Below are 6,156 nucleotides of genomic sequence, written 5' to 3'. Positions count from 1 at the left end.
CGACACCCTGTGGGTCGGGGCCGGCGCGAGGGGCGCCAGGTCGGCCTTGGCCACGAAGCCTACATAGCCGTCCCGCCGCGCCTGACCCCAGCAGAAGCCGCCCGTCTCCTCCAACACGTCGAAGGTCTCGCCAAACAGCAGTTGGTCCACCTGCTCGGCGTCGGCGTCAGGGCCGGCGCGCAGGGGCGCGGCCGGAACCACGGCGGTCATGGGCGCGGGGTCACCATAGGCGCCGGCCGCCGCCAGCCCCTCAAGGGACCGAACGGCGAGGTCGGGACGGGCCAGCGTGTTGCGGGGATCGCGGCTCACGCAAACCGGGTCCGAATCATCTGGTAGAGCGCGCGGATGGCCTGGGCTTCGGCGCCCGCCGTCCAGCCCGGACGCCCGCGCGGGTTCCAGGCGAAGATGTCGAAGTGGGCCCAGGGGCCGGCGGGCGCGAACCGCTGCAGGAACAGGGCCGCCGTCACCGAGCCCGCCTGGGCCCAGCCGTCGGGATCGTTCTTGATGTCGGCGATGTCGCTGTCGAGGGCGTCGACATAGCCCTTCCACAGGGGCATCCGCCACATGGGGTCGGAGACCTGGTTCATGGCCGTCTCGATCTGGCCGGCCAGCTCATCGTCGTCGGTGTAGAACGGCGGCAGCTGCGGCCCCAGCGCGGCGCGCGCGGCGCCGGTCAGGGTGGCCAGATCCAGGGTCAGGGCGGGCTCCAGCTCGGCGGCGCGGGTCAGCGCGTCGGCCAGGATCAGGCGGCCCTCGGCGTCGGTGTTGCCCACCTCGATGGTCAGTCCCTTGCGGCTGTCCAGGATGTCGCCCGGCCGCATGGCGTCGCCGCTGATGGCGTTTTCCACCACCGGCATCAGGACGGCCAGGCGCACCGGCAGCCTGGCGGCCATGATCATCCGGGCCAGGCCCAGGACGGCGGCGGCGCCGCCCATGTCCTTCTTCATCTGCCGCATCCCGGCCGAGGGCTTGATGTCCAGGCCGCCGGTGTCGAAGACGACGCCCTTGCCCACCAGGGCCACCAGCGGCTTGCCGGCCTCGCCCCAGGTGATCTCGATCATCCGGGGGGCTCGGGCCTCCACCGCGGCGCGGCCCACGGCGTGGACGGCGGGGTAGTTGGCCTCCAGCAGACCCTCGCCGGTGATCACCGTGATGGAGGCCCCATGCTGCTCGGCGATCTCGCGGGCGATGGTCTCCAGTTGCAGGGGGCCCAGGTCGTTGGCCGGCGTGTTGACCATGTCGCGGGCCAGGGCGCAGGCATGGGCGATGGAATTGACCTCGGCGATGTCGACGCCCTCGGCCACCAGGCGCGGCCGCTCGGCCGTCTTCTTCTGCTTGTAGCGGTCGAACCGGTAGCTGCCCAAGGCGAAGGCCAGGGCGATCTGGTCGGCGCTGATCCCCACCGGGGCCACGGCCATTCGGTAGTCGCCGGCCGGCAGCTTGGCGGGCAGGGCCCGGAACACCATGGGGTCGGCGGGGCTGGAGCCCAGGCCAAACAGCACCCGCTCGATCCCGCCCTCGGCATTGGGCAGGACCAGCAGCTGCCCGGCCTTGGCCTTGAACTCGGCGGTCTCGGCGAAGGCCTTCACGAAGGCCGGACGGCCCTCCAGGAAGCCCGCCAGATCCCCGTCATAGAGGGCGTGGACGGGAACCACGGCGCGGTCGGAGGTCGCAAGGATCACTTCGGTCATGGATCGGCCCTGACGCGGGGCGGGGCGCCCGCTTATGCTTAACGCTTCCTTTAAGCGGGTCTGGGATGGTGTCGACCTCATCCCGGAGCCCGTCCCGTTCATGTGTCGCATGTCGGCGCTCGCCGCAACCGCCCTGACCCTCAGCCTGGTCGCCCTGCCCGCCCTGGCCAGGGCGCCCAAGGCTCCGCCCGCCGCCGCCGCCGCCGCCTCGGCCGCACCCGAGGGCGCGCGCCGCGCCAGCGCCGAGGAGCGCGGCCTGGCCGGGCGCCTCGACCCCCTGGCCCGCGCCGCCTTCTGGGGCCGCGAGGCCGACCTCGACCCCCGCGACGGCGAGGCCGGCGTCGGCCTGTCCCAGGCCCTGCGCGCCATGGGCAAGTACGAGGACGCCGCGGAGGCCGCCAAGCGCGTGCTGGTCACCGATGCCAAGAATATCGAGGCCCTGCTGGAGGTCGCCCGCGCCCAGGTCGGCCGTGGCCAGGGCTTCTATGCCATCGAGCCCGCCCGCCAGGCCCAGGCGCTCGCCCCCCGCGACTGGCGCGCGCCGTCCCTGCTGGGGATCGCCTATGAACAGGCCAGCCGGCCGGAGGAGGCCCTGGCCGCCCACCGCCTCGCCGCCGGCCTGGCGCCCGAGAACCCCGCCGTGCTTTGCAACCTGGCGCTCTTCTACGCCAGCCACGGGGACGCGCGTGAGGCCGAGACCCTGCTGCGGGCGGCCGCCGCCAAGCCCGGCGCCACCATGGCGGTCCGCCAGAACCTGGCCCTGGTGTTGGGCCTGCAGGGACGCTTCGACGAGGCCGAGCGGCTGGTGCGTCAGGACCTGCCGCCGGAGGCCGTGGCCAACAACATGGCCTTCCTGCGCGCCGCCGCGCCCGGTCCCGCGGGCCCGCCGCGCTCCTGGGACGCCGTACGCACCGCGCAGTAGTCAGGTCGCGTCGGCGACCTCACGACGTCCGCCCAGCCGGAAGCCGGAAGCCTCCCAGGCCCGCATGGCGCTGCGCGCCGGCCGCTCCACGAGATGGTGCACCACCATGGCCGCCGGGATCACGCCGGCGAACATCAGGGCCCAGACCGGCCAGGGCAGCAGGCCCTCGGGCAGACCGAGCGCGGTGCGCGCCACCCGGGTGAAGACCAGCTCCCAGGGGATGCAGACCATGTAGACGGCGAAGCTGACCTCGCCGAGATAGACCCCCAGCTTGGAACCCATCAGGTTGGAGCCTGAGCTGGCGAGGCTGGCCAGGGCCAGGATCAGGCCTCCGAACAGCAGCACCATGAAGAGGTCGGGAATGGTCAGCGCCGCGCCCGCGGCGATGGCCGCGATCAGGCCCGCGGTCAGCGCCTTGGCGCCGGTGGGCGAGACCACCGCCTTGTTGCGCCACAGCAGATAGACGGCGCAGCCAAGCGCGAAGCACGGGACGATCCGCAGCGCGCCCCAGGCGGTGGTCGCCTCGGTGAGCGGATGGCCGGCGAACAGCGGGAAGACCAGGTTGAGGACCACCACCAGAAGGGCCGCCAGGCCCGTGGCGACCCAAGGCCTCGCCCGCAGCGGCCAGAAGATCATCGCGAAGGCCGGGAAGGCCAGATAGGCGAACCACTCGGCCGAGATCGACCAGGAGGGGTGGTTCCAACCCCCTTCTTGCCCCAGGCCCCAGGCCTGCATCAGCAGCAGCTGCGCCGGCAGCGAACTCCAGACCACGACCTCGTCGCCCGCCTGGAAGCCGGCGGCGGACGCCGCGGCGATCAGCAGGGCCAGGCCCGCCAACACCGCGATATGGACCGGGTAGATCCGCGCCAGCCGCGCCCACAGGAAGCTCCCATACGAGAACCGCTTCTCGCCGAAGCTCTGCAGATAGACGTGGGAGAGGATGAAGCCCGAGAGCACGAAGAACAGCTCGACGCCCAGATAGCCCTTTTCCACCGCGCCCGGCCGGGCGCCGGCCACCAGCAGGGGCCAGTAGTGATAGAGCACCACCCAGGCCGCGGCGTAGATCCGCAGGGTGGTCAGGGGCTTGAGGTTCTCTGGCCGTGGCATGCCGCCACTCTGCGGCGTAACGCCTCAAGGCCAGGTAAACGCGCCTAGTTCTGGGCGACCATGTCCTGGACCTTGATCACCGCGGGCCCGAGGATGACGATGAACAGCACCGGCAGGAAGAACAGAATCATCGGCACGGTCAGCTTGGCGGGCAGCTGGGCGGCCTTCTTCTCGGCCTGGGCCAGGCGCATGTCCCGGTTTTCCTTGGCCATCACCCGCAGGGCGGCGCCCAGCGGCGTGCCGTAGCGCTCGGCCTGGATCATCGCCGTGGCCACGGCCTTGACGCCCGGGTGGTTGGTCCGCTTGGCCAGGCCCTCGTAGGCCTGGCGGCGCTCGGGCAGGTAGCTGAGCTCGGCGCTGACCAGGGTCAGTTCTTCGGCCAGTTCGATCGAGGTGCCGCCGATCTCCTGGCTGACCTTCTGGATCGCCGCCTCGATCGACATGCCGCTTTCGACGCAGATCAGCAGCAGGTCGAGGGAGTCGGGGAAGGCCGCCACGATCGACTCCCGGCGCTTCTGGGCCACGTTGCTGATGTAGACGTTGGGCGCGTAGTAGCCGAGCAGCAGGGCCGCCACGCAGATGGTGAAGCGGCTCATGGTCGGCAGGCCGAAGTCGTTGACCACGAACAGGTAGAAGGCCGCCGTCATGGCGAACACGAACGGCATCAGGAAGCGGAAGAAATAGAAGGCGCTGATCGGCCGGGGACCGCGGAAGCCGGCCTGGGCCATCTTTTCGGCGACCTTGGGATCTTCGAGCAGCCGCGACAGCTGCAGCCGATCGACGACCTTTTTGTACAGCCCCTCGTCGGTCTGCCGCAGGCTGCTGCCCGAGGCGCGCTTGGCTATCTCCTCGCGGGACCGGCGGCGCAGCTCCTCGCGGCGATTGGACACCGACTTGAGTCGGCCTTCGAGGCTTGAGGTGAACAGCATCGGCCGCACCAGCGTGACGATGGTGGCGAACGCCACGATCGCGACGAAGGCCGTCAGCACATTGTCCGGGTCGGTCAGGAGCTGGACGAGATCCATCGGTCCGCCCTCAGAACTTGAAGTTGATCATCTTGCGCATCACGAAGATGCCGAGACTCATCCAGAACACCGCGCCCATCAGCATCAGGTGGCCGCGCGGGTCGGTGAACAGCGGGGCCATGTATTTCGGCGAGGTGATCGAGATCAGGGTCACGACCCCTGGCGGCAGGCTGCCGATGATGAAGGACGAGGCGATCGCCTCCGACGACAGCGCCTTGATCTTCTCGCGCATCAGCTTGCGGCCGCGCAGCACGACCGACAGGTTGTTCAGCGCCTCGGCCAGGTTGCCGCCGGTCTTCTGCTGGATGGCCAGAACGATGGCGAAGAAACGCAGCTCGTTGGTCGGCATGCGCTCGTACATCTTCTCCAGCGCCTGATCCATCGCCAGGCCCATGGCGACGTTCTCGACCAGGCGGCGGAACTCGCCGGCCAGGGGCTCGGGACTTTCCTTGCCGATGATCTTCAGGCAGTCGTGGACGGGCAGGCCGGACTTGATGCCGCGCACGATAATGTCGATGGCGTCGGAGAAGGCCTCGGTGAACTTCTTCATCCGGCCCTTGGCGATGAAGCCCACGACCCAGCGCGGCAGGCCCAGTCCGGCCGCGAACGCCAGCCCCAGCGCGATCAGCGGCGATCTGCCGAACGGCAGGGAGAGGGCGCCGATGACCAGACCGAACACGGCGCTGGCGATCCAGAACTGCTTTTCGGTGAAGGTCAGGCCGGCCTGCTGCAGGCGCGCGGCGATCGACAGCGTGGCCTTTTTCTGCCGCCGGTCCTGGTCCTTGAGGGTCTTGAGGATGGCCTTGCGGCGGGCCTCGGGCGAGTTGGCCGGGGTGCGGCCGCCGCGCACCCGGGACTCGCCCGATCCGCCGCTGACCAGGGCCTGGGCTCGCTTGGTCGCCCGCGTGCTCTCGGAATCGCCGCCGGCGAACGCGAAGCCGAGGCCGGCGATGGTGATGAAGGCCAGGACGGCGACGATGATTGTCAACATCGCCTACTCCGCCGCGTCGAGGGCTTCCGCCAGCTCGCGCTCGAGCCCGTAGTAGCGGGCGCGATCCCAGAAGCGGGGGCGGGCGATGCCGGTGGAGCGGAACTTGCCCAACACCCGGCCATTGTCGTCCTCGCCGGTCATCTCGTAGACGAACAGGTCCTGGGTGACGATGACCTCGCCCTCGAGACCGACCACCTCGGTGATGTGGGTGATGCGGCGGCTGCCGTCGCGCAGGCGAGCGGCCTGGATGATCACATCGACCGAGCCGGTGATCATCTCGCGGATGGTCTTCGAGGGCAGGCCATAGCCGCCCATGGTGATCATCGACTCCATCCGGCTGATGGCCTCGCGCGGGCTGTTGGCGTGCAGGGTGCCCATCGAGCCGTCGTGGCCGGTGTTCATCGCCTGCAGCAGGTCGAA

General features: G+C 70.2%; 7 protein-coding genes. 1 reads left to right on the top strand and 6 read right to left on the bottom strand.

Annotated features, from left to right (window positions below; all coding sequences use genetic code 11):
- A partial coding sequence (locus Q7T09_RS20445) for an SH3 domain-containing protein (protein WP_304702105.1) occupies window positions 1–309 on the bottom strand: 309 nt, incomplete at its 3' end.
- Window positions 306–1,691: a M17 family metallopeptidase gene (locus Q7T09_RS20440; protein WP_304702104.1), complete on the bottom strand. Its 1,386-nt coding sequence runs from the start codon at window positions 1,689–1,691 to the stop codon at window positions 306–308. The genes Q7T09_RS20445 and Q7T09_RS20440, both read right to left, overlap by 4 nt.
- 100 nt (window positions 1,692–1,791) lie before the next feature.
- Between Q7T09_RS20440 and Q7T09_RS20435 the strand changes: the two genes are divergently transcribed.
- Window positions 1,792–2,613, top strand: coding sequence for a tetratricopeptide repeat protein (locus Q7T09_RS20435; RefSeq protein ID WP_304702103.1), 822 nt, complete (start codon window positions 1,792–1,794; stop codon window positions 2,611–2,613).
- Here the strand turns inward: Q7T09_RS20435 and Q7T09_RS20430 are convergent, their stop codons facing one another.
- The 4 genes from Q7T09_RS20430 to Q7T09_RS20415 form a co-directional block, all read right to left on the bottom strand.
- A complete protein-coding gene (locus Q7T09_RS20430; RefSeq protein WP_304702102.1) occupies window positions 2,614–3,720 on the bottom strand; it encodes an acyltransferase in 1,107 nt (368 codons plus the stop codon).
- A 44-nt stretch (window positions 3,721–3,764) separates the two neighbouring features.
- Window positions 3,765–4,745, bottom strand: a complete 981-nt coding sequence (locus Q7T09_RS20425) for a type II secretion system F family protein (protein ID WP_304702101.1) — start codon at window positions 4,743–4,745, stop codon at window positions 3,765–3,767.
- Between the two features lie 10 nt (window positions 4,746–4,755).
- Entirely contained in the window at window positions 4,756–5,736 is a 981-nt protein-coding gene (locus tag Q7T09_RS20420; protein WP_304702100.1) for a type II secretion system F family protein, read from the bottom strand.
- A 3-nt stretch (window positions 5,737–5,739) separates the two neighbouring features.
- Window positions 5,740–6,156, bottom strand: a 417-nt coding sequence (locus Q7T09_RS20415) for an ATPase, T2SS/T4P/T4SS family (protein ID WP_304702099.1), incomplete at its 5' end; no start/stop codon positions are given.

It is taken from the genome of Phenylobacterium sp., from assembly GCF_030645195.1.
Classification (GTDB): Bacteria; Pseudomonadota; Alphaproteobacteria; order Caulobacterales; family Caulobacteraceae; genus Phenylobacterium.
Note: the sequence above shows the minus strand (reverse complement) of the source record. Positions and strands in the feature narration are given on the sequence as shown.

Coding starts and splice junctions, on each gene's coding strand:
- Q7T09_RS20440 (WP_304702104.1), bottom strand. CDS start 1,691: ATGACCGAAGTGATCCTTGCGACCTCCGACCGCGCCGTGGTTCCCGTC.
- Q7T09_RS20435 (WP_304702103.1), top strand. CDS start 1,792: ATGTGTCGCATGTCGGCGCTCGCCGCAACCGCCCTGACCCTCAGCCTG.
- Q7T09_RS20430 (WP_304702102.1), bottom strand. CDS start 3,720: ATGCCACGGCCAGAGAACCTCAAGCCCCTGACCACCCTGCGGATCTAC.
- Q7T09_RS20425 (WP_304702101.1), bottom strand. CDS start 4,745: ATGGATCTCGTCCAGCTCCTGACCGACCCGGACAATGTGCTGACGGCC.
- Q7T09_RS20420 (WP_304702100.1), bottom strand. CDS start 5,736: ATGTTGACAATCATCGTCGCCGTCCTGGCCTTCATCACCATCGCCGGC.